This window comes from Paenibacillus sp. GQ49 (assembly GCF_059759055.1).
In genome coordinates this window covers 59,617-84,320 of record NZ_JCAXEL010000005.1, presented here as the reverse complement: position 1 = coordinate 84,320, position 24,704 = coordinate 59,617, and the positions used below count along the sequence as shown (strand labels likewise).

Sequence of the window (24,704 nt, the reverse complement as noted above, 5' to 3'; positions counted from 1 at the left end):
ATCATGCTCTACATAGATTTACAATATTTTCAAACCGATCACCGAGAACATATAACCCTGACAAAGGGCGTACCCGGTCATGCTCATGACTCACAGGACAGCCCCAATAAAACAATTACGTATAGACACCTTTTTTATATACTCAACTGGACTTCGGGAATCGAAGTGTCGCTTTATGTTCGGGAAGAAAGAAGCTTTTGGGGAACAACCACCAAATTTGAGTATTCGGTTGTTGTTCAAAGTCGAATACGGAGTTACGCCCTACCAGTACCACAGAAATATGATCCATCAATGAGAGCGAATAAATAACTTTATCAAATTGATATAAATCGGGTTGACCATGTAGCCATTCGGACTTACTGAATATCTCTTACCCGTATCCAATCGTCGTATTTGTTCCATTTCCTTCTCATTCAACTCAAAGTCGAATATTTCGTTATTCTCTTTTATCCTTTGTGGATTCGATGATTTGGGGATGACAATAATTCCGCGTTGCAGATGCCAGCGCAAAATGACTTGCGCAACCGACTTCTGATGGCAAAGGGCAATTGCCGCTAGCTCCGGATGCTCCAGCAGCGCTTTGCTTCCCTGCCCCAACGGTCCCCAAGCCTCATGCAGAATCCGATGCCGAACCATATAATCGTGCAACTCGTGTTGCGGGAATTCCGGATGGGTCTCGATCTGATTTACCATCGGCGAAATCCGGGAATGTTTCTTCAGATGCTCCAGATGCCGGATCTCGAAATTGGCTACACCAATAACTTTGATTTTACCTGCGTCGTATAACTCTTCCATCGCCTTCCAGGCATTCACGTATTGAGGACCGGCAAAATGAATCAAATACATATCGAGATACGTCACGTTCAGCTTCTGGCAAGTCTGCTCGAACGCCTTTTTCGTCGCACTGTACCCCAGATCTGTCGTCCATACCTTGGAGGTAATGAAGAACTCCTCCCTGGGAATGCCGCTGTTTTGGATGACCCGACCTAACACCGCTTCATTACCGTAAATTTTGGCCGTATCGAAATGGCGATAACCAATTCGAATGGCCTCCTGGACAGTCCTCTCGAAGGTCCCCCCGTCTTTGATCTTATATAGGCCGAAACCGAGTTGTGGAATGCCCACTCCGTTTGCCGCTACGACTGTCTGGTTCATTCGCAACTCCCCCACCCCGTGTTGTCCGATGCTTGTTCTTCGCATTGCGCTAGCAACTTTTCTATTTGGTTCACCAGGTTTTTTAACAATTTCAACTTGCTACCAGAGTCAAGGCTATAATAGTTGAGAGTTCCTTCTTTACGAACACTTATAATCTGTGATTCTTTCAATATTTTCAGATGGTGTGATACGGTCGGTCGGGAAAGGTGAGTTTTCATCCTGATCTCTCCTACGCGCATGCCGGGTTTTTGCGGCCCTTGAATCAAGGCTATGAGGATGGCTTGCCGGGTTTCGTCTCCGATCGCATTCAACACCTTCTGATTGTTCTTAAATTCGATAGCAATCGTGGTCGCAAGTTCCTGATCCAGGTAAATCATCCCCTTCCATTTAAAACATTTAATACTTTTGTAGATACAGCCTAACACAATCTCGGATTCGGCTGTACATCGGGAAAGAAATTCAAGAACCTATTTTTCCCATATTCTAAGACAACGGAAATAAGTCCCGATGGATAAATTGTTCCAATCTAATGTGGTAGTTGCTTCTCGGTGCTCCGAAAAAGTGCTCCTAGTTATGATGCTGTTTGAACATTAGCAAAAGAAGAAGTCCCTCTGACGAATAGAGTGGCTTCTATAAATGAACTTATTTAAAACTTATAATGTATTAAACTCCTTCATCACTTCCAACTGTGATTGGGTCGCGTATCGAAAGCAAAAGTGATGCATAATTATCTAATCGCTCATTGGAATAAGTTCTTTCCCCTCAACCTTTGAGATAGGCAATTACATGAATAAAACAAAAAAAAGCCGCTGCTTTAGCGACTTTTATAAAACCAACGATTCAAACTCTTGAATACCTCATCTCCAGCAGAGTATTCTATGAAAAATATTTCCCTGAGTGCAAATCTTCTATTTCTTGGGAAAGTCTTTTAGTATGTAACTTCATATAACATTGAGCTTTTTGCAAAATATCTGTATGCCCACCTAAATCATACAAGATTGTAGTAGATAACACTTGTACAATATAAAGGCTTGTTTGAGTTGCCATCCATTCAAAAAAATTGAAAAACTTCTCAATTTGCTCTTTGTCATCATTTTCACGAAGTAATCCTTCAACATAGGTAGCCACTTCATCACCAAAAAACACATGTCCTAGAAACTCTTGATTTAATTCCAAATGTTCTTTATAACAATCGTGGAATTCAGGAAAATGTTTTAAGAATTGATTGATTAAAATGTCACTGTCCATTCTCCAACCTCCACACTTACCCGTAATCACTGTTCTTTTCGTTTAAAAAACATCTTGCCAACCATAAGTCCCATAGCAGATGAACAGATCAGATACCCAAAGAACAAGAAAAGTAAATAAACACCATGAAGATCTGCAGGAATCTGTTTCAAACCTTCAAACCAAGCAAAACGAAAAGGATAAAAGATGACTACCCAAATGATCAGCAAGAAAAGAAGAAAGTTAATTATTTTTAGCACAATAATGATCCTTTCAAGCTTGAGTGGACACAATTGAATGTATATGCTTCATCTTTCATTTCGCATTACCTCACCACTGCCCGCACTATATTAGTTAGCTTATGTATTAGGGTTGATATGTTTAATCTATAAATAATTACTAATTATAACAGGAAACATTAGGAAGATGATCGTTACGGCAAAAAGAAGCTCTTTCTTTTGGTAGAACTAGCTTCTTTTTGCGTTTCACGATAGCACTTTATGCTTAATGGACACCCGGCGCGTTTTCATGCGAAGATAAGTTCGATCTTTTCTTCTTTCTTGGCTGCCCTTTCCAGGACAGATATGTCCAAATCCGTAGCAGGTACTCGACAGGCCCATTGCTAAATTTCTTAAGATATAGCGGACTGAGCCACAATTGAATGCCGTAGACTGCAAGTGCAATAATCGCTCCGATAAACACGCCAGCACTTCCAAACAGTCCCAGGCCATATCCATAGAAAATTGTCGTACAGATTACGCTCTGCATCAGGTAATTCGTCAACGAGAGACGGCCGACCGCCTCGAACCTGTCCATCAGGCTGGAACGGCGGTTTCCAGCATACAACAGCGCAAATGCGTATATGTATCCCAGCGCAAGCAACGATCCTCCAACCGTCCCCCCGATACCGATACCGAGCCAACCTTCCGCACCCAATTGTGGCGCCAATACGCCGTATGCTTTGAGTATCAAACCAACTGGGATCAATAACGATGCCCGGCGAAGATACATAGTCCGCATCGATTGTGGATCGCTAAACGTGCCGGTTCTGGCAGCGTGCATGCCGAGCAGGAACATCGGCACTGTCATGAGTGGCGCTAACATCAGGGCTATCAGGGCGTATGACAGCTCCAAATCCCCGCCGTATGGATCGCCGTTATTACTGAAATTCCTTATTTCCGCGTATGTGCCGCTACCGTATACATCCTGACTTTGAATGATGTAGTTCTCCATATGAATGGACTCAATTGCCAGCGGGTTCATCGGATTAGATGCCGGGAGACCAAGTATCCCCGCTCCCATGAGTAGCAGTACCGCCCAAATGAGCAGCGTTATAGGCTTCCGATTAAGGAACATGAGCAGGAAGAAACCGAGTACGCCATAAAAAGTCAGGATATCCCCTTCCCACAGATAGATGATGTGCAATAATCCGATTCCAAACAGTAGTAGAAAACGGCGTGCCAGATGACACTTTGGTCGTAAATCTCGTGATTTTAGGCTTTCCGAGAGCTTAACCATTCCAAAGCCAAACATAAATGCAAAAATCGGCATAAAACTGCCCACCACAGTGATCAGCAGGAAGGAGAGGAAAGCCTGATCTGCTCCACCGATCCCGAACAGTTGGGGTTTGCTCTGGCCATAGATTCCATATTGGAAAGCCAGCATATTCGCCAGCACAATGCCGGCCAGACTGAATCCGCGCAGTCCATCAATGACTTGAACGCGCTTTTTTGATGTGCTCAATTAATCACCTCTGTCTATAACATAAAGATCAGATCTAAATATACGTTAAATCCTTCCATAATTTCAACATAAATTAATAAGTGAACGTTTATATTTTGATTTACTTTGACGTACCAATAAAACAAAAACAAAAAAAGTCGCTAAATTTAGCGACTTTCAGTTTGAACACCTTAAAGAGTGACAATAATTGGACCATTTTTAGTAAGAATAATGGTATGTTCTATTTGAGCTACATAGCTGTTTTTAGTAACAAAGGTCCAGCCATCTCCAGTTTGGACTACTTCTTCTTCTGAAGTTGAGATAAATGGCTCGAAAGCAATAACCATACCTTCTTTTAACAATTCATCATCCGATGGATCATTATAATTATAGATGTGGTCAGGTGCTTCGTGTATTCCACGTCCAACACCATGTCCTGTAAGGTTTTTGATAACCGTTAATTCATGCTGTCTGGCAGTTTGGAATACGGCTTTTCCGATTCCGCTTTTTTTGGAGCCCGGTTTTGCTTTTTTAAGACCTGCTTCAAATGCCAGTTTAACAACGTCGCATATTTTCGTTAACACTTCTGCACCTTCGCCTACAACAAACGAGAGTCCCGTATCTGCAAAATAACTGTTCTTGGAGCCAGACACATCAATATTGACGATGTCCCCTTCTTGAATAACCCGATCTCCCGGAATACCATGTGCCACTTCTTCATTAACACTAATACAAGTAAATCCCGGGAAATTATATTCACTTTTTGGAGCAGAAACTGCGCCAGCTTTCTCAAAAAGCTCTCCTGCCAAATCATCAAGTTCTTTAGTGGTTATGCCTGGGATGGTTCTTTGAACCAATTCATCTCTAATAGAAGCTACAATTTTGCCAATTTCCTTCAAGCCATTAAAATCTTCTTCTGTTCTTGCGATCATTTTTTTCTACCTCACTATCTTTTATCATTAAATGATTACATAAGTATTTTTTTGATTGAACATTAGATAATCATATCCAAAGCAGCAAAGCTTCGCAACTTTTTTATCAAGTTCACAGATCAAAATTCGATGAGTTCCAATACTGTCAGTGAAGTTGTTAAAGTTGATAATATTCCATTAACTCAGATACCACAGCAACAAGTCTGTCCTTCACACGCCGTGGTTCGATGACTTGAATGGATTTCCCATAGGAGAGGAGAAAATAGGGGACGTATGTATCAATTGATTTTTCATCAAATAAAAAGATGGCTTGATTAGAAGTCCGCTCTTTCAGATAATGTCCCATAAACCAATGCAGCCCCAAGTCATCCAATGCCTCTGATCGGCCTTCGATAACCAAGGAAATTAACCCCTCTTTGCCCCCTACATCAGGTAACAAATTTCGCAGAAAAAATTCACGGGCTGAAAAAGCTTCCGAACGCTTAAAGTGGAGCGGAGTAAGCTTGATTCGCAGAATACGATCTGCCCGAAAGCTGCGGAATTCATTTCTCAAGTGGCAAAACGCAATGGTATACCATTTATTATTCCAGTAAACCATTCCATACGGGTCTATTACTCTATTCTTGGGTTGTTCATCTCGGCTTCTGAGATAATCAATTTCGACAGAACAATCATTAGCAACGGCTTGCTCCAATTCCGCCAAGATCGGCTGAACGGATGGATCTCCCATGCGATTGATAACGTTAAACCCTGCTAAATGACGACGAATTGTGTTTTCCTGATCCTGATTTGAATACATTCTCAATTTGGATGTTGCATTGTCCAATGCTTCACTCAAAGGGTATCCAGCTTCTTTTGCAAAGACAGTAGCTTGGAGAAGTGCCTTTTTTTCTTCAATATCAAATAACAAAGGTGCTTTAATATGCTGATTCAGCAAGCTATACCCGCCATTGTGACCTGTATCGGAAATGATCGGTACTCCACTGGCACATAATGCATCGATATATCGATATACGGTTCTTATATTGATTTCTAACTTTTCGGACATCTGTTTTGCAGTTACTTTGCTGCCTGAATTCAGCATCCATAGAATGGCTAACATATTATCGTTCTTTGGCATACCTACATCCTCATCTTCAATTCGTTATTGGATATCACTACATTATATCAGTACAGCATATTTTACATAAAACAACTGCGTTAGGCGATACTACCTAGAAATATATTCTCCGGTTTGGAGCGAAGGTCAATGAAGCAATCCACATCTAATATTAATACCTCCGAGGTCATTATTGTAGTTATCAATTCAATACTCGGAGCTGGAATTCTAACACTCCCTCGCACAATTAGTAAAGCAGTAGGAACACCAGATGTATGGATTGCTGTCATTTTATCAGGATTAATTGTAACCACAATCAGCATTCTCCTTGTAACCTTGTGTCGTAGATTCCCCGGTAAAACGGTGTTCGAATTTATACCCGAAATCACAGGTCAATGGATTGCTTATCTATTGGGACTTTTAATTATCGTGTATTTTGTTGTTCTTTGTTCATTCGAAGTTAGAGTCATGGCCAAAATTACAAGTATGTATATCCTTGAGCGTACGCCTACTTGGGTCACCATTATGGTCAGTCTGTGGATTGGTATTTATATGTTAACGGGTGGCAGCAAGATGTTTGAACTTAATAACCTCAGACCACTCCTGGGCGATGGATTCATGCCTGTGTTGAAGGGTCTTAAACCTTCGTGTCTCTCCTATTCTGGATATGAAGTTTTGAAATTGAGGGGTTTCTTTTTGAGCGATATGAATCGTTGTTCATTGTGTTTTGGCTGATGCAGATCTTTGCAACCTATGCTTTTAAACACTATTTTGAGGCAATCGGGATCCGAGATTTGTTTTGTCTCAAAAATATTACGAGCATACAATTCGCGATGTTGCCAGTCTTATATGTAATTGCTTACTTGCCTAAAAACCTGGAGGAAACATTAGCTTTGGGTGATTTTCTTGGCAATATCTCCATTTTTTTATTTGGCTTGTTGCCACTGCTGCTGCTGATCATTAGTTTTGTTCGTAAAAAAGGTGGGAAGCAGGCTTCTAGTGAAGCCATAAAGGTAGGCTAAATAGTGAGTTCTTCTTATAGTTGCTCAGGAGAACCTTTTTGTTCTCCTGGCTCAAAGAGCATAAAATGAGTTTCATTAGCGAAACGAAAGGATGTTTCTCGAACATCAAATTTTCGTAATATGACTTGCTGTGGCTTCATCCGTAATGAGCATATTAATATATCCACCCCGCAAAGCAGCCAGTATGCAGTCTATTTTGTGCAAACCAAAGGCCATACCTACCACCGTTTTAGTCTTCTTTAACTGCTCCAGTCCAAGGCCAATGACTCTATGATTAATGGGATGCTCGGTGATTGTACCTTCACGAGTAATAAACACAGAATTAATATCCGCTACCGTGTGAAGTGCTTCTAATTCAGTTAACACTTGCTCATTAAGATAACCCGATCGTTCCATCGTTGACATGGAATATGGATTTCCGATCCCAACCAGCGCGAGATTGATATTCTCCCCCTCTTTAAGAACGGCGGAAATATTAGGCATGCCAACAATTTGCTCCCTTAACTCTTCTGTTTCCACAACGGCCGGAGCATATAACGTATCACAGGTTACGCCCATTTTTTTGGATAACTCATAGGCGATCTGATTAGAGTGCATTTCATTGCGCGAATTCCCTGTTCCACCCACCAGTGGAATGATTTTGACATTCTCTTTTTTCTCCAAAGGGAACTCTCGCACCATATGATAGAGCGTATTGCCCCATGAGACACCCACACGGTCACCGTTTTTAATCAATTTTTGGACAAATTGAGCGGCAGCCTTGCCTACAGCACTCGACAACAACTCTTTATTCAGATCCGTGGTTGGAACGACCAACACCTGTTTGAGGTTAAATAAGTCTTCCAGTTTTTTCTCCAACTTGGACGTTTCATAATCATCATCATGAATGACAATCTCAATAATGCCCTCTTCCTTCGCACGTTGCAGCATCTTGGAGATGACTGGCCTGGATACACCTAACTTCTCCGCAATCTTCTCCTGTGTCCAGGATTCATAATAATACAACTTACAGACTCTTATCATATTTTTGCGTTCGTCTATATTCACATATAAGTCCGCCTTTGACGTTTAAATTTCCCTTCTTACACATTTCCCACTATAAAATGGGATTCGCGGCGGAGTCAAGCCAGGATAACTTTGCCAAAAGCAGTTTTACAAAAGATTGACTTTCGGTTGACACGAGAGAAACAAACCCTTTTTACAATTGTAACTGTACGGAACATTTGTAAAGAATGCAGATCAAGACAGACAGAGGTGCAAAGATGAATGTGAAGATATTAGGTTACTGGGGTGGTTATCCCGCCGCTGGCGGAGCAACTGCGGGATACCTTGTAACCACAGATGAAGGGCAGATTTTGTTGGACTGTGGCAGCGGCGTTATGAGTAAACTCCCCAGCGAGACATGCGTGGAAGATCTATCAGGTGTTATTTTGTCTCACTTGCACCATGATCATATCGCCGATCTGGGAGTTCTTCAATATGCTGCAGCGGGTGCGATCCGCAATGGTCGCATGTTGAATAAACTGAAGCTGTATGCACCGGATAATCCAGTGGATATTCTGAATGGTCTATATGGTGAACATACCGAGGTCATCTCGATTGATCCTTCATGCAAAATTCAGCTTGCTGGCGCAGAAATCGAATTTGTACAGGTGCAGCATACCATTACATGCTATGCCGTTAAGATCACATATCAAGGCAAGGTGCTGGTGTATTCCGGTGATACCTCGTACTGTGATTCTCTTATCGAACTTGCTCGTGATGCAGACATCTTTCTATGTGAGGCTACCATCTGTGAAGGCAGTGTACACACAACTGGCCAAGGACATATGAATGCACTTCAGGCAGGCATGATTGCAGGTCAGGCTAACGTCAAGCAGCTCGTCCTTGTCCATCTTCCCGGAGATGGCGATCTGGAGTTCATGCGGGATGAAGCAAGTCGCTCTTTCCAAGGACCTGTGGATATACCCGAACCACTTCGTATGTATGTTGTGTAAGTTAATCGATTCGGGAGGAATATGTTCATGTACAGATTGTTAGCCCTTGATCTGGACGGTACGATGCTCAATCCAGATAAAATAATAACACCTATGACACGAAGTTCCATTCAACAATTAATCTCAGCGGAAGTGAATGTCACGATTGCATCTGGGCGATTTCCCGCTTCCGTATGGTCACATGCTAGGGAAGTCTCCATGAATTTTCCACTGGTTGCACTAAACGGTGCCGTGACGGTAGATCCCTTGACTGGACAACTGCTTGATGGCGTTGCGTTGAAAATAGAAGATATGCTGTTCATGTTGGATGTCATCCAGCAAGAAGGAGCCTACATCCATTTCTATGGATACAATGTCCTCTATGTTCAAGAGATTAATGATATCAATAGGAACTGGGCCATCAACAATAGGGTCAACAGACCGGAATTGGATTCTTTCGAAGAACGTGATGAACTTGATGCTATTGAGGCTGGTCTTATTCGCTTTGTTGAAGTCGGAAAGGATTTCAGAACCTTTGTAAACCAGATGCCAGGCATGCTGTTCAAAGCAGCCGTGATCTGTACAGACCACGACTCACGCGAAAACCTATTTCGTACCCTTGAAGAATCAGGGTTATTCCAATGTACACGAACAGGAAGTTTGCGGTTTGATGTTAATTCAGCCGGAGTTAGTAAACGAGGCGCACTGGAACGTTTATGTCATGCACATCAGATCGAACGCGAACAGGTAGCTGCAGCCGGGGATTATGATAATGATCTGGACATGCTGCAATGGGCAGGATTAGGAATCGCCATGGGAAATGCAGAGCTTCATGTGAAGGAAATCGCTAATGTTGTCACTGGCAGCAACGCTGAAGATGGCGTTGCGCAGGCAATCTATACGTTCTTACTCTAATCTATCAGCTAGACACCAAAGGAGAGATTATCTGTGATTCCATTCAAAAAGTCGTTACTACTGCCCCTTTTGGCAGGCATGATTGTATTCAGCGGTTGTTCTGCACAGGGACAAGCTACGACAGATCAAGATAGTTCAGGCGCAGCTTCGAGCACAGTCTCAGGTAAGCTTTCATTCTATACATCCCAACCAGAAGAAGATGCAGGCAAACTGGTAAAGGCGTTTAACGATAAATATCCTGATGTTCAAATCAGCATCTTCCGTTCCGGGACCGAAGAAGTCACTGCCAAACTTCAGGCAGAGCGCCAGGCGGGTAAAACTCAGGCGGATGTACTCCTGCTGGCCGATGCCGTTACCTTTGAAAATCTGAAAAAAGATGACCTTCTACAAGCATACAAGTCCCCAGAGCTAAGTGAAATCCCGACAGATCTGGTTGATCCGGACGGTATGTACGCCGGTACGAAGGTTATGGCAACGGTACTCGCTACCAACACCCAAAAAGTCACTACTCAACCGACATCTTGGCAAGTGCTGACCCTGCCGGAGAGTAAGGACGCAAGTATTATGCCGAGTCCCTTATACTCTGGTGCAGCAGCATACAACATCGGTGTGTTTAGTCGAACAGATGGGTTTGGATGGGATTTTCTACAGGAAACCAAGATGAATGGCATGGCCGTAATTAAAGGAAATGGTGCCGTTATGAAAGCTGTAGCCAGCGGTGAAAAATCATATGGCGTCGTTGTTGATTACCTCGTAGCACGTGAAAAAGCGAAAGGTTCTCCAGTTGAACTGATCTATCCAGAAGAAGGTGTTCCCATCATTACAGAACCGATCGGGATTATGAAAGAAGCTGCCAACGTACCGGCTTCTCAAGCCTTTGTAGATTTCATTCTCTCTGAAGAGGGCCAGAAGTTGTCTGCCGAGATCGGTTACTCCCCTATTCGTGAAGGTATTGCCCCACCTGAAGGATTGAAAGGTGTATCAGAAATGAAGATTTTGCCTGGCGATGCGGCCAAACTTGCAGCGGATCGTGAAACAGATAAACAGCAATTCATTAATGTGTTTGGCGAGTAAGGATTGGAGCTGTCTGAATGGAGAAATTGAAGAGAAACATGATCATTCTTAGGGGGCAAGATAACGGGCGCAAGTCCGTCTTCTCCCTCCCCGGCCTGTTTCGTTGGAATCGATTGATCGCCCTGTTGGGTGCTATAGCTGTTCTATTATTCTTTGTATACCCCATCCTGAAGCTGGTTCTTCTCAGCTTTCAGGGTGAGCAAGGGTTAACGTTATCACATTATAACGAATTGCTTCAGCAGGAGCGCTTCTGGTCCACATTACGCAATACTGTATATATCGTCATCGGTTCAACCGTGTTCTCGCTCGTGATTGGAACTGCACTGGCCTGGGTCGTCGCCTATACGGATATACGACACAAATCGGCCCTTCATATGGGGATCATGCTTTGTTTTATTCTTCCCTCTTATGTTCTCACATTATCTTGGTCTTCATTTACCGGGTCACAGAGCTGGCTCGCACATCTGCTGCAATGGATTCATCCCGATCTGGCTCCTTGGAGCATGTACAGTATGGGCGGCATCGTGTTTGTGATGGGTATTCATCATTTTCCGTTGGTGTATATGTTCACTTTGGATGTACTCCGCAAAATCCCGCGTGATCTGGAGTGGGCGGCTAGAGCCGGTGGTGCCAGCAGGATCGAGGTCTTCCGTCGTATTACATTGCCTCTTGCTCTTCCGGGTCTAACGGCGGGCGGATTGCTGGTTTTCCTGGCTTCGCTGGACAATTTCGGAATACCTGCTTTCCTTGGCACACCTGTGAATATTTCCGTTCTCAGTACACTTATATATGAAGAGATTATCGGATTCGGGCCTTCGGCATTTGCCCGTGGTGCATCGTTATCTGTACTACTCGGCGCTGCTGCGGTAGTCGGAAGTCTGTTGCAATGGATTCTTTTACGTAAAAGTCATGCTTCGGATACGATGCAACCTGATCTTACCCCAAGGTATAATTTGGGTCGCATGCGCAAGCCACTGACCTTCGCTATATGGGCAGGTCTCGCACTGATTACAATTATTCCGTTGTCTTCGATGATCTCGATGTCTTTAAAAAGAGCGTATGGTCTCGGTCTGACTCGTGCCAATATGACCCTGGACAATTATAGATATATTCTCTTCGAGAATGAGCGTGTATGGCAGGCGATCCAGAACAGCTTGGTCCTCTCTCTTGTCACGATGCTGGCTTGTCTGATTATTGGTTCAGGATTTGCTTATATACGAGTTCGCAAACCTAATCAATTCAATAAAATGGCCGAACTGGCCACTGCTGTTCCCTATACATTACCCGGCATTGTGTTCGCACTGTCCATGATTCTGGTATGGATGGAGCCGGTTCCCGGTTGGAACCCTGGCATCTATGGCACCATGACCATTTTGTTTATTGCCTACATCTGCCGATTCCTTATTCTTCAGATCCGTTCAAGTGTCACTTCATTCATGCAGTTGGATGCATCCATGGAAGAAGCCGCGCGGATATCCGGAGCCGGTTTCTGGCGTAAGTGGACTGCTGTTCTGCTGCCTTTATTGCTGCCGGGTATTCTGACCGGAGGCATGTTGGTCTTCCTGACTGCCTTGACCGAGCTTACTGTATCAGCATTGTTATATTCATCAGGTTCACAGACTATTGGTGTTACCATATTTAGTTTTGAACAGGCAGGAGATACCCTCTATTCAACTGCATTGTCCAGTCTGATTGTCGCACTTATTGCGGCAGGCGGCGTAATTTTGCTCATCGCTCAACGCTGGGCAACTCGTAAGGGAGTGAAGTCATGAGTATCCAGATTCAACAGGTTAGCAAATCTTTCGGAAGTTACCAGGCTCTTCATTCCATTGATTTAACGATTAAGGATGGCGAATTCGTGGCGATTCTTGGACCGTCAGGCTGTGGAAAAACCACATTGCTGCGCATCCTTGCCGGATTTGAGCAGCCAAGCAGCGGTAATGTTCTGATGGATGGCAAGGTAGTTGCAGGTTCAGGGACATTACTACCTCCGGAGAAACGGAGAATTGGCATGGTGTTCCAGTCCTTCGCACTTTGGCCGCATATGAATGTTTCCGAACATGTCCGTTTTCCCATTAGAACACATAAATCAACACCTCCTCATATTAAAAATAACGAGCAGAACCGCATTCAGGAAGTCCTGAATATGTCGGGGTTGTCCCATCTGGCTGAACGTATGCCGCATGAGCTATCTGGAGGACAAAAACAACGCGTCGCTATTGCACGCGCCATCGCTCCCCAGCCCTCATTACTACTGATGGATGAACCCCTCAGCAGTCTGGATGCCATGCTTCGCATGGATATGCGGCGTGAGATTCAACAAGTACATCGGAATACGAAATCAGCCGTAGTGTATGTTACGCATGATCAGGGCGAAGCCCTTGCCATGGCTGACCGAATTATCGTGATGAAGGATGGACGTATTGAACAGGCTGGCACGCCGCAGGAGATTTATTTGCGGCCAGAGACCGAATTCGTGGCGAGGTTTGTATCGAAGTCGAATATGGTCAAAGGTCACTGGGATGCAGATATGTTCGTCCCTGAAGACGGTACGAATATTGCTTGGCCTGGCAAGCATGTTGCACACTATTTTAAATCCAACGGTTTGTATCCCGTTAGACCCGATGAGTTCCATTTACAACCTTCCAGTGAAGCTGGAATAATGGGCGAGATCGCCAATGTTCAGTTTCAAGGGAAAGAATTTCACTATGATATTCGTAGTGATACGAAACGTTGGGAAGTCATCTCCCCTCTTCCTTTCGCCCTGAATGAACAAGTAAGTTTGAGTCTTTCTTCCGTCGGTGGTGAAGGAGTGTGACGTTATGACTCAAAGCCCAAAACTGATTTTCTTTGACATTGATGGTACGCTGCTCGACCGCCATAATCGAATTCCCGCTTCCGCCAAGCAAGCTGTTCTTGCATTAAAAGAAGCCGGACATGTGGTCGCTTTAGCTTCAGGACGATCTCCGTTTATGTTGGAACAAGTGCGGCTTGAACTGGAGCTGGAGTCTTATGTTAGTTTCAATGGACAATATGTGATGCATCAAGGAGAACTCATTCACAGTAATCCCATCCGTTCGGAAGCTTTGGAGCAATTGTCTGCATTCGCTGAGTTGTCGGAACATCCACTCGTTTATCTGGATCATTCACAGATGAGCTGCAGTCAGGAATATCATCCGCATGTAGACCTTTGTCTAACTTCGCTTGGTGTCACGCATCCTGGGTTTAGCAAAAGCTTTTGTACAAATAGACTCATCTATCAGACGATGTTATTCTGCTCCTCAGATGAGGAAACGGTATACCGTGAAAGGTTTCGTGATCTCCACTTTGTACGCTGGCATCCGTTGTCCATGGACGTTCTGCCCGCCGGAGGTTCCAAAGCCGAAGGTGTTTCCCGACTTGCAGACCGAACGGGGTTTTCCCCTGAAGATGTGTATGCTTTTGGCGATAACTTCAATGATCTGGAGATGTTCCGTTATGCAGGCTGCAGCATTGCCATGGGCAACGCCCCGCATTCTCTACAACAACTGGCGTCTCATGTTACAGCAAGGGCAGAGCAGGATGGGATCTGGCATGGTCTGAAATGGGCAGGTTTGTTGTAAAAAAAACAAGCAGCAGTACTCTACTCTCTGTGGCAAAAATATGAGTACACAAAGACCTCCTCTATAAACATAGGGAGGTTTTTCAATTTGTCTGTTGATACCTTTCATGTTCCTTATAAAATACATCGTATAGGCCAGGCAGTATAATACCGCCAGGCAGTATTAAAGGTGAAAAAGCAAAAAAAGCCGCTTAAATAGCGACTTTTAATGGGATTAGTTCTTCTTCATTATTTATTGAAAGTAACCTTCTCTGAACCACCCTCAAAAATGATGGACGTGTCCCGCGGCTTCGATTCCACAATTTTACGACCGCCTCTGTAGGAATAAAGTACGCCGGCTTGTTTGCGAACTGCCTCATATTCATTCTCTGCTTCAAGTACGATGAAGTTAGCAGGTTTACCTTCTTCAATGCCGTATACTTCCTCAATGTGTAACGTTCTTGCGCTGTTTTTTGTAATGAGGTCAATTGAATTCACGATCTGGTCATAACCAAGCAACTGCGAAGCATGAATCCCCATGTGCAGTACTTGCAGCATATTGCCTGTACCGAGCGGATACCAAGGATCGAAGATGTCATCGTGACCAAAGCACACATTCAGACCTGCTTCCTGCAACTCTTTGACACGCGTCAGCCCTCTTCTTTTCGGATACGTGTCGAAGCGTCCTTGCAGGTGAATGTTGACCAGTGGATTAGAGACAAAGTTCAGATTGGCCATCTTCAGCAAACGGAACAATTTGTACGTATAAGCGTCATTATATGACCCCATCGCGGTTGTATGACTTGCCGTTGTGCGTGAACCCAGTCCACGTTCATAAGCTTCCTTGGCAACAACTTCAACAAAACGGGATTGCTCGTCATCGATTTCATCACAATGGATGTCGATCAGACGGTCGTATTTTTCGGCCAGATCAAACGCAACTTTCATTGAATCAACGCCATATTCCCGCGTGAATTCGAAGTGTGGAATGCCGCCGACCACGTCAACGCCCATTTTCAGTGACTCTTCCAGCAATTCTGCCCCGTTTGGATAAGAGTGAATGCCTTCCTGTGGAAAAGCAACAAGCTGGATGTCCATATATGGAGCCATCTCTTCTTTTACTTCAAGCATTGCTTTAACAGCAATCAAGCTTGGATCGGTAACGTCGACATGTGTTCGTACATGCTGGATGCCCTGTGCCAATTGCCACTTGAGTGCCGTTTTGGAACGTGTTTTCACATCCTCATGTGTTAAGAAAGCCTTGCGCTCTGACCAGCGCTGGATGCCTTCAAACAGCGTTCCGCTTAGATTCCACTCTGGCTCGCCTGCGGTTAGCGTTGTATCGAGATGAATATGAGGCTCAATGAAAGGTGGCAGGACAAGCGATCCGTTGACATCCAGGATTTCCTCATTTTCAGTCACTTCCAACGATTGTGTGATTCGTTCAAACTTTCCGTCTTTCACAATGATATTCCATAGTCCTTCTTTACCCCGCAATTTTGCGTTCTGTATAATCATTTATTTTCCCCATTTCTTCGGATTCTCTCGCAGGAACAATCAGCATCAAGACGATATAGGCCACTGCTGTACCAAGCAGTGCGTTCAATGGTGTTACGCCAGGAGCCAGTTGAGCAAATGCCACGCCGATGGCCCAAGCCACCATTGCTACCCAATTTACATTTTTGAATGACATGTCGGCAAATGGCTTATAGTTTCTACGTTTCACAATGAAGTAATCTGCGATAATAATAGCCCCGATGGACGGCACCGCCGCGCCCAGTACGTTCAGGAAACTGACAAAGTTGTTGTACATCCACATGGCGAATATGGTACCCACGATGCCGTTAACGATGACGAAGAATTTCTTTGAAATTTTGGTGATGTTCGCAAAACCAAGACCCGAAGCGTACAATGCATTATCATTCGTCGTCCAGATATTCAGGCCCAGAACAATAATTGCCGGGATCATTAACCCTTGCAGGAACATGACCTCTGAGATATCGGCCAGGTTATAGGCCATCGCACCAACTGCACCGAACAGAAACATGAGTGAGTTACCCAGGAAGAATGCAATCACTGTTGCGGTAACTGCCTGTTTCGATGTCCGGGAAAACCGCGCAAAATCGGGTGTCAGTGTTCCGCCGCTTATGAATGATCCGATACAGATCGTTAATGCTGCCGCCGTGGTGAGCGACTGAGTCGGCGTGTATTCAAGCAACCCTTGCAGACCACCCAGCGAACCTGCCCCTTCGAACATGGAGTAACCACCGAGAATGGCAATCGCAGGAACTGCGATATATCCGAGAATGACGAGTGACTTCATGCCAAAAATGGCTGATGCTGTCATGGCAAGTCCGAACAAGATGATGAGCAGGTACACGTTCCAGTCCATGGCTTTGGCAACCGGGATTGCGAACATGGCCACACCAACACCGAACCATCCAACCTGAGTGAAGCCTAACAGGAACGAAGGCAGATACGACCCTTTTGCACCGAACGCATATTTAGCGAGCAAATGAGTGGACAGGCCCGTTTTGGCGGCGATATGTGCCAGTGCCCCTGTGTAGATACCAAGCACCAGATTTCCTGCAAGTACGATGCCAATGAACTCCATGAACGTCAAGCTGACGCCCAATGTCCCTCCTGCCAGCATGCTTGCAGAGAAAAATGTGAAACCGAGCATGACGGATAACGTCTTCCAAAATTGGTTTCTTTGTGCTTTCGGCACCGCTTGCCATGAAAATTCTTGATCTTGTTTGCTCATCAGAATACCCCCAACATAAAGTGTATCTGATACCAAAAAAAGCAGAAAAAAAGAGGCTACTCGTCAAGTTATACACTGACAAGTAGCCTCTTTTTGCATCATAATCCGCGCGAAGACACAGAGCATCCTATTACGGAATATGCCCAGATTCTCGCGTGATTATGAAATCCGCTGCCCTTGCCAGCCTCTCTGGACTGAATTAAAGGTACCAGTATTCAATTACATACTATTATTTTGGAAAAACCTGCAGTTGTCAATGTCATTATTATCCAACGATTATTAATTCCTTCGTTTTTCGTTAGACGTATTCCTTTCAGAACATGTCCCTAGATAGCACTTAATAGTTCTTCAAAAGCTTTTATATTCGTGTCAAAATCAGGAACGGTTTGCGTTTCTTCAGCAGATTTGACCAGTTTTACAACTAAATCATTATAGGGTGTCGCAATTCCAGTACCTTCTGCTCTGCTTGAAACAACCCCGTTAATATAATCAATCTCCGTTTTGCGGTTTTTCTCCAGATCTTGAAGCATGCTTGCTTTGAGCAATCTGGAGGGCTCCATTACGTAACGTAATGTTTTCACCCGTTCAGGGATATCTTCTTTGCTGTTCAGTTCCAGTGAAGCGATATCGAATCCATTCATTTTAACCAATGTGACCCCATTGGCGTGAGCCACTTTAATTGTCTCGTCCGCAATATGAGCTGCACTCACAATGCCGGCTTCGTGATCGATAATGTCCCCGTATTCACCATTTAACGCAGCCGATAAACCACTGAAGGCATTGTTGATTAGCAATTTGGACCACTTTGTTCCAACCAGGTTATCGGAAATATGAGTTCCACCCACAAGGTTCAACACCGATTTTACGCGTTGAATTCGTTCGGTGATTTCACCATTTAATTCGCCAATCTGAAAAGCATACTGCTTAAATTGAGTGTACTCGGTAGTCAGACTTGATACACCTGGTTCAATGAATGTAGCGCCAAATTCAACGGAGCCTGCAATGACGCGTTTTTCACCCACAATAGACGCGACTTTTTCTTCCGGAATCCCGTTCTGCAAAGAACACACCATACTGTCTTCTTTCAAGAATGGAAGTAATTCCTGAAGAATGGAATCGTTGTAAAGTTGTTTGGTTAAAAGTAAGACAAGGTCATATTGTCCTGATTTCTGATCAGGAGTAATTGCTTTTACTTTGGCCTGAAACTCCGTGGTTCCGGTCACTTTAGCACCCGTCTGATTTAAAGCATTTACATGTTCCTGATATGCATCAATTAACTCAACGTCCAGTCCACCATCCGCAAGGTATGCACCTACGATGGTTCCCAAAGATCCTGCGCCTACAATTGCAATTCTCATTTTATTTTTCCTCCTTATTTCTCTTCCAGGTAGTTATATACAGGTTGTGCAGCGTTTAAGGTTAGGTTGGTAAGGATATGAGAAGCGGACACCACTTCCAACACAGGCAGATCTGCAAGAGGTGCCAACGCATGTTCGAACAATTGAAGCCGGGCAGGTCCTGTCCAAGCTTCCTTCACTTCGATGTCCGTAATTTGAGTACGGATTAGATCACATATTCTTAAATTCCCGGTATAGTCAGTAGCAATCTTAATCATAAAATTAGGTGCGCATATTTCACGTTTGGCGATATCCTTATCCATTTCTACGTGTTTATAGCCCATCGTTGCTGTGGCTACACGCAGCGTTCCATAATCAAGTGTGCCGACAAGTGTATCTGAATCGGTATACAACTTGGGCGCACCCAGCTTTTTCGGATAGGCTGTAAGCTCTCGACCACTCGCAATCGCGGGGAAATTGTCTACGTACATTGAATGCACATAATCGCCTTCCTCTCCATTAAATTGCACAGGAATGACTTGTCCAGCTTCTGTATAAGCACCCAGTCCAGAAACATCCGGCATCCACATCACTTCGAATTTAACCAGTGGTTCCGTAATTTCGAGAGGTTCTGGTACGGCTGCCCGTAACGCTTTTTCATCGGTCCGGTAAATAATATTCAAATATTCACGATTCACGAATTTGTACGGTGGCATCGGGTATGCCGGAGCCGTTAGGGGTGTATTCAGATTTTTAGCTATGTTATTCACATCGATTTTCATCAAAGACACCTACCTTATGTTTTGGTTCTATATGAGTTGAACTCAAGATTATTTACACCGACACTACGATGACAGAACAACCTTCCAATCGCTGTTATCCCCAGATTTTTCGATTCCCTTCTAAAGGGGAAAATCCGGTGATAAAGGCGAGCGCTTCGCTTTTTCAGGTTTTTTCTGTCCTCTCCGTTATTGTGTAAATGAGTAGTTCAACTTATATAGTCAGGTTTTTGGTATTTAAAATTTGATTTGTATCTCATAAAAAAATTCTACATCAATATTTAAATTTAATATAATACATAATAAGTACTATATATATTTATCAGAATAAATAAGGAGTGCGAATGAATGGAATTGCTTCAGCTAAAATACTTTCAGACCGTTGCCTATACCGAACATATCTCCAAGGCAGCTGCGCAATTGAATATTGCTCAACCTTCCCTAAGCTTGACGATTAAAAGACTTGAGGATGAACTGGGTACTCCTCTATTTCATAGGAGAGGACGAAACATTCAATTGAATTCCTCAGGTGAAATTTTATTGAAACATGTGAACCGGATTTTTATTGAAATTGAAAATGCAGAGATGGAAATTAAAGCGGAGGAACAGCAAATATCCAATACGATCAGGATCTCGATTACCAATACCCGATTTCTCACTGGCCTCATTAGTGACTATATTAACGCTTCCCCCGAAACCAAGCTTCATCAGGGTATTGGAACCCGCAGTGAAATTATTACAGGTTTGAAGAAAGGCGACATGCATCTGGGGATTACGGGGCATCCGATTCAGGATGAGGAGATTGAGAGTGTTGTGCTTGTTGAGGAGGATATTGTTCTGGTTGTGCCCACGAATCATGCATACGGCGGAGAGACAAGTATTTCATTAAATGTTGTTGCAAATGAGCCCTTTATTTCCCTTGCCGATAATAAGGAGTACAGCCGGTTTACCACCATGCTTTGTGAAAAAGCAGGCTTCCTGCCCAATCATGCATTTGAGGTCGATTCTCATACCCTGCTTGAAATTATCAGGCTTAATCAGGGTGTTGCATTACTTCCGATCTCCGTATGTAGAGCACTGGGGTTACGTTATGTAAAAATTGCTGATGATTCCGCTATATATCCCATTAGCCTATCCTGGGTCAAACAAAAATGGTTATCTCCTATTGTTCGAGAATTTCGTGATTTTATTACTTCGTACTATGAAGACCATGCTGGCTTGTTTAAAGTGAAGTAGGATTTCTTGATAAATGACAAACGATAAAAACAAAGACCAGGTTAGTTCCATAGAAGGAACCGACGTGGTCTTTGATCGTTATCGTTCTTAGCTATACTGCAATCTGTCCTTATACCAAACATCCGGAATCATCTTACGCTCCAGTTCCAACAATTCATGGATGATCTTGTCCGCGTCACTGATGGAACTCACGAGCGGGTCAGTGAGCATCGCCCTTCTCAGCTTCTCGTAGCTCTGTTCCAGAACAGCTTCAACCGTAAGCTCATGCGTATCCAGTACAAGTTCTTGCATCCCTCTAATTCCGCGTGGCATCTCGCCTACATGGAGTGGCTTCGCCCCATCCATATCTACATCGCATAGTAGTTCCAGGAACGAATCGTTATTCATATTGGTTACCGCACCTTGATTGAGCGTATTGATGAAGAACTTTTTGCCCAAGTTCCCCACCATATTCTCGATGATGTCGGTCGCATGATCTGGTCCGAAGGTGCTCATGTAATCGGCAATCGGAATGTTCCCCGCAAGAAAGTCATCCACCTGACGCCACATTTCGTCATGACGCTCATACCTGTCCTCTGTCTCCCAGATTGATAATGGAGGAATCGTGTCCGCAGTTTTGCCAAGACCCTGCCAATACCGCACGTATTCCTTTGTATGCGCCGTGCAAGTGGGAATGATTCCGAAAATATCATATAGTTCATAGGTAATCGCATCGTTATACAGAGCTTTTGCGCCGCGATCACCTCCGTTATTCTCATCACCTGCCAGTTTACGCATGGCTTCTGCAATTGTGGGCATCACATTTTTTCCTTCATATTCTGCTTTGAGCAGCCAAGTGAAATGATTGACACCCGCGATACGAAAATCGAATTTCTGGTCTATTTCTGCGGTGAACTGGCTTGTATTTTCGATGATTTCGGCTCGTACGGCATAATAGGCTTTCTTATGCGGCATATGATGACTATCGCACAGTGCAAATGATTTAAGCTTCGGTGCATATCGATGTAATGCGATGCCATGAATGGTAGACGGGTTAATATAATTGATCACCCACGCATCTGGACACAGCTCCTCTATGTCTTTGGCGCATTCCATGATAACCGGCAGTTCCCGCATCGCGCGAAAGATTCCACCAGGGCCAATTGTATCGCCGGAACACATCCGAATCCCATACTTTAGAGAAACCTGGCAGTCAATGCCCCGATATTTCACCGATTCTTCCGCAAAGCTGAGCACAACGAAGTCGGCTCCCGGAAGTACCTGTCTTCGGTCCAACGAACCCTCAATCTTTAGGGATACGTTGTTCTCCTTGGCGACCATTTCCGCTAGTTTTACCATTTTCGAGAGCCGTTCCTCGTCCGTATCCACCAAAGCCAACGTTCCCTGATTCAAATATGGGGAGTGTACCATCTGCCAGATGGACTGACGACCAAAAAACAGGCTGCCCGCCCCAATAACAACTACCTTTGGATGCTGAGTACTTGTAGCATTCATTAATAACCCCTCCTCGTAACGATATAGGTTCATTATAGGTGAGTGGGCTGGAATCGGAATGTGTGATAGTTTTCAATACATGTCATATCGTACGGTAGTTAACAAGAGATAATTCCTTTGATATGATAGTCAAAAATAAAGGATGTCATAAAGTAGAGAGGAATGAGTTGAGTTAGATGCATGCAGGAACTGTAAATATGAGTGTAATCGACGAACTTTCCGAATATATCACACTTCGCATGAGCTCTTATTTGGAACAAACGCACGACAGTAATTGGACGGAGCACAAGTCTCATTCCGATTATGATCTGTGGTTCATTACAGCAGGCTCCGTGCAGATTACCATCGATGGAATCGAGCATATGGCAGAACCGGGGGACGTCGTGTTTTTCTATCCGGATATGCCTTACACTGCTTCCACAACCGGAGAGCTGTGCCGATTCGTATACATGCACTTTGATTTCAGCATAGCTGAGCAAAAGCGAATTCTCGGCGAGTTTCAACTCCCGGGCATCGTACCTGGCAACTTGCTACGGGACGAAGCAACGCTGTTCACTTCGTCCTATCGAAGGTTCAAGCAGAGTAGCGGCGTTTCCGGAAGTCCACTCTACTTGAAAGCCTCTCTGCTTCTCGTCATCGCCAAAATTTTTGAATTACACGGGCAAGGCCTGTATCACGGTGAGTTTCTGAAAGACCGAAAACCGAGGAAAATTGAAGGAAGTCTGGAGGTTCTGCAGAACGTGTTCCCATACGTGGATGCGAATCTCCATCGTGCCATCCGAGTTAACGAGCTTGCAGATATTGCCGGCGTCTCTGAGAAATATTTTATTTCTTTGTTTAAGAAAATTCTCGGTATTACACCTGGGCAGTACATCAATCAGATCAAAATGAATCGGGCAAGAGACTATCTGTACGAGAAAAAATATACGATCCAGCAAATTGCCGAATTTCTGGGTTATCCCGATCCCTTTACGTTCTCCAAAGCATTCAAAAAATTTTACAATGTGCCTCCTTCCAAATTCGAATAACATGTCACAGACAAACAAAGAGGCAACCGGTCAATCCGGCTGCCTCCCCAACTTGATGAATCCTTGGTTATTCAGGGTATAGTTTACGTACAGGTCCCTTCAGCGTCCCTCATACTCAAAAGGAGCTTCAGTGGAATACATCTCATGGAAAAATCCTTTATACGGTATATCCTCTTCCAGACATTTAATGAGATACAACAGTTCTTCGTTAGCTTCCGGTTCTTCGCCAGCACGCTGCATTTCCTCAAATTGACCTAGAATATTCTCCAAGAGAGTGACTTGAATAAATAAAGGCAGCTTCTCCAACATCGAATCTTCGATCTTGGTCTCGGAAGTATATCCAGCGAGGGCATTTTGAAAATAGTCATCCATGAACTGTCTGCGTTTATCCGCATCCGGCTCAAATTGAACCCAGCCGACTCCGTGTGTCCATAGATCGGCCAGATCATACATATACCAACCAAAGCATGAATTATCAAAATCATACACGGTGATCTGACCGGTATCAAAATCGATCGAGTAATTCCCATCGTTATAATCAAAATGGATCATGCCAAATGTCTCTTGATTTGTATCCAAACCTTGTAAGGTATTCAGGAGCTCAACCATCTTCTCTTTAAGCAAAGGGAATGATTTAGGTACCAAGTTATCGATATATTCACCGCTGTAATTGTCAATCAAATGATGCCGGCGATGGACGGGAGTGAACCCTTTCGATAGTTGATGTATTTTGCCCAGAATTTTGCCGCTACTATAATAGTATTCGGTAAGTGGGACCCCTTCACGATACTGATAATGGTTCTCTACCAGCAACTTTCCCTTGGCCTTCACAAACATACAGACAAAGAATGTATGCTCATCATAAGTGATCTCTTCTAACAAAAAGCCCTTTTTCGAGCTAACTACATTCGAGACACTTGCACCGTGCTCAAACAGATACCGGACATACTCCAGTTCGGCAATGTAATCTTCCCGCTTTCTGTCAGGCAAAAAAGACACCCGTAGAATTAGCGATTCACGCCCCTCTTGCTCGCATGTGTAAACGACATTACGTCCACCCTCATGAGGCGGAATAAGCTGAATATTGTAACCCTCCAGGTCAAACAACTCGGATACCAATGCCAGTACATGCGTATTGCTGATGTTAACAGCTTCGTTAAAAATAATAATAATCTCCTCCAGTAAACATTGTTTGGACGGTTCCCCGCACTGCAATGTCCACAAAAGGAATCCCTGTAACGCAAATATCCTTTTGTGAACCTAAAGCATAATCACCTTGTTAGACATTGAATTCACTCCTCTTGTTTGAATAAAACAATTTTACATAATTATCCCTTATTTGACTAGTACAAAATAAAGACCGC

General features: G+C 43.9%; 21 protein-coding genes and 1 pseudogene. 9 read left to right on the top strand and 13 right to left on the bottom strand.

Translation table 11 applies throughout. The features are described from left to right. Window positions 1–288: 288 nt before the first annotated feature. The 6 genes from AC6CIF_RS11740 to AC6CIF_RS11715 all read right to left on the bottom strand — a co-directional run bounded on the left by AC6CIF_RS11740 (window position 289) and on the right by AC6CIF_RS11715 (window position 6,156). A complete protein-coding gene (locus AC6CIF_RS11740; protein ID WP_498199755.1) occupies window positions 289–1,155 on the bottom strand; it encodes an aldo/keto reductase in 867 nt (288 codons plus the stop codon). Beyond that, entirely contained in the window at window positions 1,152–1,532 is a 381-nt protein-coding gene (locus AC6CIF_RS11735; protein WP_498199754.1) for an ArsR/SmtB family transcription factor, read from the bottom strand. Before AC6CIF_RS11735 ends, AC6CIF_RS11740 begins: the two co-directional genes overlap by 4 nt. A gap of 499 nt (window positions 1,533–2,031) precedes the next feature. Continuing rightward, window positions 2,032–2,403 (bottom strand): DUF7674 family protein, encoded by a 372-nt coding sequence (locus AC6CIF_RS11730; RefSeq protein ID WP_498199753.1) that lies wholly within the window; start codon window positions 2,401–2,403, stop codon window positions 2,032–2,034. A 483-nt stretch (window positions 2,404–2,886) separates the two neighbouring features. Next, the gene (locus AC6CIF_RS11725; protein WP_498199752.1) at window positions 2,887–4,125 is read right to left on the bottom strand and encodes a DUF418 domain-containing protein; all 1,239 of its coding nucleotides are present in this window, start codon (window positions 4,123–4,125) and stop codon (window positions 2,887–2,889) included. Between the two features lie 170 nt (window positions 4,126–4,295). Then, window positions 4,296–5,036, bottom strand: a complete 741-nt coding sequence (gene map / locus AC6CIF_RS11720; RefSeq protein ID WP_036615705.1) for a type I methionyl aminopeptidase — start codon at window positions 5,034–5,036, stop codon at window positions 4,296–4,298. A 157-nt stretch (window positions 5,037–5,193) separates the two neighbouring features. Beyond that, window positions 5,194–6,156, bottom strand: coding sequence for a helix-turn-helix transcriptional regulator (locus AC6CIF_RS11715; RefSeq protein ID WP_498199751.1), 963 nt, complete (start codon window positions 6,154–6,156; stop codon window positions 5,194–5,196). A 129-nt stretch (window positions 6,157–6,285) separates the two neighbouring features. Here AC6CIF_RS11715 and AC6CIF_RS11710 point away from each other — a divergent pair. Next, window positions 6,286–7,157, top strand: a pseudogene (locus AC6CIF_RS11710) (GerAB/ArcD/ProY family transporter). 105 nt (window positions 7,158–7,262) lie between these two features. On the opposite strand, the gene AC6CIF_RS11705 reads toward AC6CIF_RS11710, so the two are convergent. After that, the gene (locus AC6CIF_RS11705) at window positions 7,263–8,204 is read right to left on the bottom strand and encodes a sugar-binding transcriptional regulator (protein WP_498199750.1); all 942 of its coding nucleotides are present in this window, start codon (window positions 8,202–8,204) and stop codon (window positions 7,263–7,265) included. Between the two features lie 215 nt (window positions 8,205–8,419). Here AC6CIF_RS11705 and AC6CIF_RS11700 point away from each other — a divergent pair, with 215 nt between their 5' ends. The 6 genes from AC6CIF_RS11700 to AC6CIF_RS11675 are packed head-to-tail and all read left to right on the top strand — an operon-like array spanning window position 8,420 to window position 14,724. After that, window positions 8,420–9,154, top strand: a complete 735-nt coding sequence (locus AC6CIF_RS11700; protein ID WP_498199749.1) for an MBL fold metallo-hydrolase — start codon at window positions 8,420–8,422, stop codon at window positions 9,152–9,154. Between the two features lie 27 nt (window positions 9,155–9,181). Then, window positions 9,182–10,048: a Cof-type HAD-IIB family hydrolase gene (locus tag AC6CIF_RS11695; protein WP_498199748.1), complete on the top strand. Its 867-nt coding sequence runs from the start codon at window positions 9,182–9,184 to the stop codon at window positions 10,046–10,048. A 33-nt stretch (window positions 10,049–10,081) separates the two neighbouring features. Continuing rightward, the gene (locus tag AC6CIF_RS11690) at window positions 10,082–11,122 is read left to right on the top strand and encodes an ABC transporter substrate-binding protein (RefSeq protein ID WP_498199747.1); all 1,041 of its coding nucleotides are present in this window, start codon (window positions 10,082–10,084) and stop codon (window positions 11,120–11,122) included. A gap of 17 nt (window positions 11,123–11,139) precedes the next feature. Beyond that, window positions 11,140–12,894: an ABC transporter permease gene (locus tag AC6CIF_RS11685; protein ID WP_498199746.1), complete on the top strand. Its 1,755-nt coding sequence runs from the start codon at window positions 11,140–11,142 to the stop codon at window positions 12,892–12,894. Continuing rightward, window positions 12,891–13,940, top strand: a complete 1,050-nt coding sequence (locus AC6CIF_RS11680) for an ABC transporter ATP-binding protein (protein ID WP_498199745.1) — start codon at window positions 12,891–12,893, stop codon at window positions 13,938–13,940. Before AC6CIF_RS11685 ends, AC6CIF_RS11680 begins: the two co-directional genes overlap by 4 nt. A 4-nt stretch (window positions 13,941–13,944) precedes the next feature. Beyond that, window positions 13,945–14,724: a Cof-type HAD-IIB family hydrolase gene (locus tag AC6CIF_RS11675; protein WP_498199744.1), complete on the top strand. Its 780-nt coding sequence runs from the start codon at window positions 13,945–13,947 to the stop codon at window positions 14,722–14,724. A 227-nt stretch (window positions 14,725–14,951) separates the two neighbouring features. On the opposite strand, the gene AC6CIF_RS11670 is transcribed toward AC6CIF_RS11675, so the two are convergent. The 4 genes from AC6CIF_RS11670 to AC6CIF_RS11655 form a co-directional block, all read right to left on the bottom strand. After that, window positions 14,952–16,220, bottom strand: a complete 1,269-nt coding sequence (locus tag AC6CIF_RS11670) for a cytosine deaminase (protein WP_498199743.1) — start codon at window positions 16,218–16,220, stop codon at window positions 14,952–14,954. Further along, entirely contained in the window at window positions 16,189–17,466 is a 1,278-nt protein-coding gene (codB, locus tag AC6CIF_RS11665; RefSeq protein WP_498199742.1) for a cytosine permease, read from the bottom strand. Before codB ends, AC6CIF_RS11670 begins: the two co-directional genes overlap by 32 nt. A 326-nt stretch (window positions 17,467–17,792) precedes the next feature. Then, window positions 17,793–18,824, bottom strand: coding sequence for a ketopantoate reductase family protein (locus tag AC6CIF_RS11660; protein ID WP_498199741.1), 1,032 nt, complete (start codon window positions 18,822–18,824; stop codon window positions 17,793–17,795). 14 nt (window positions 18,825–18,838) lie between these two features. Further along, window positions 18,839–19,585, bottom strand: coding sequence for an acetoacetate decarboxylase (locus tag AC6CIF_RS11655; RefSeq protein ID WP_083657029.1), 747 nt, complete (start codon window positions 19,583–19,585; stop codon window positions 18,839–18,841). Window positions 19,586–19,930: 345 nt separating this feature from the next. Between AC6CIF_RS11655 and AC6CIF_RS11650 the strand changes: the two genes are divergently transcribed. Beyond that, window positions 19,931–20,818 carry a LysR family transcriptional regulator gene (locus tag AC6CIF_RS11650; protein WP_498199740.1) on the top strand — a complete coding sequence of 296 codons (888 nt, stop codon included), beginning with the start codon at window positions 19,931–19,933 and terminating at the stop codon, window positions 20,816–20,818. 87 nt (window positions 20,819–20,905) lie between these two features. Here the strand turns inward: AC6CIF_RS11650 and AC6CIF_RS11645 are convergent, their stop codons facing one another. After that, on the bottom strand, window positions 20,906–22,312 hold the full coding sequence (locus AC6CIF_RS11645) for a family 4 glycosyl hydrolase (protein ID WP_498199739.1): 1,407 nt from the start codon (window positions 22,310–22,312) through the stop codon (window positions 20,906–20,908). A 176-nt stretch (window positions 22,313–22,488) separates the two neighbouring features. Here AC6CIF_RS11645 and AC6CIF_RS11640 point away from each other — a divergent pair, with 176 nt between their 5' ends. Beyond that, window positions 22,489–23,340 (top strand): AraC family transcriptional regulator, encoded by an 852-nt coding sequence (locus AC6CIF_RS11640; protein WP_498199738.1) that lies wholly within the window; start codon window positions 22,489–22,491, stop codon window positions 23,338–23,340. Window positions 23,341–23,439: 99 nt separating this feature from the next. On the opposite strand, the gene AC6CIF_RS11635 is transcribed toward AC6CIF_RS11640, so the two are convergent. Beyond that, on the bottom strand, window positions 23,440–24,564 hold the full coding sequence (locus tag AC6CIF_RS11635) for a phosphotransferase enzyme family protein (protein WP_498199737.1): 1,125 nt from the start codon (window positions 24,562–24,564) through the stop codon (window positions 23,440–23,442). Between the last annotated feature and the right edge of the window lie 140 nt (window positions 24,565–24,704).